Below are 503 nucleotides of genomic sequence, written 5' to 3'. Positions count from 1 at the left end.
CCTTCGACCCGGCCGGGATCTCGTCCAGCGGGAACGAGATCAGCGAACGGGCGATCCCCGTACTGCTCGTCTTGCCCGCCGACATGTCCCACGTGCTGTTGAAGTTCGTCGTCGGCGCATCCGAACGCACCATCACGTCCTGCGACACCGACGCCGACGGCGCGATCGTGATCGTCGGATCGATCACCACCGGATACTGCCGCTCCGGCGCCGCCAGCCACTTGGCGTCCGGAGTGACCGTCAGCCGCCACTGCTTCCCGTGCCGGGACAGCTCCTGCGCCACCTTCGCGCTGTACGAGGTGCCGTACGGGGACGCCTTGTCCTTCTTCGCGTCCGTCATGAACGCCGGCGGAATCACCAGCACCGGATTCGCCGGATCCTCGCCGAACAGGGCGATCGAACCGTCGCCCCGCTCCTTCGGCTCCAAAGAACCCGCGTCCAGCGTGAAGGTGAACTTCACCGGCCCGGCAGGCTTTTCGGCCAGGGTGATGTTCTCCTTCACC

General features: G+C 66.4%; 1 protein-coding gene. It reads right to left on the bottom strand.

Translation table 11 applies throughout. The features are described from left to right. A partial coding sequence (locus HW130_RS35160; protein ID WP_177153819.1) for a hypothetical protein occupies positions 1–503 on the bottom strand: 503 nt, incomplete at both ends.

The organism is Streptomyces sp. PKU-EA00015, from assembly GCF_013387495.1.
Classification (GTDB): domain Bacteria; phylum Actinomycetota; class Actinomycetes; order Streptomycetales; family Streptomycetaceae; genus Streptomyces.
This window is presented reverse-complemented; position numbering and strand designations above follow the sequence as displayed.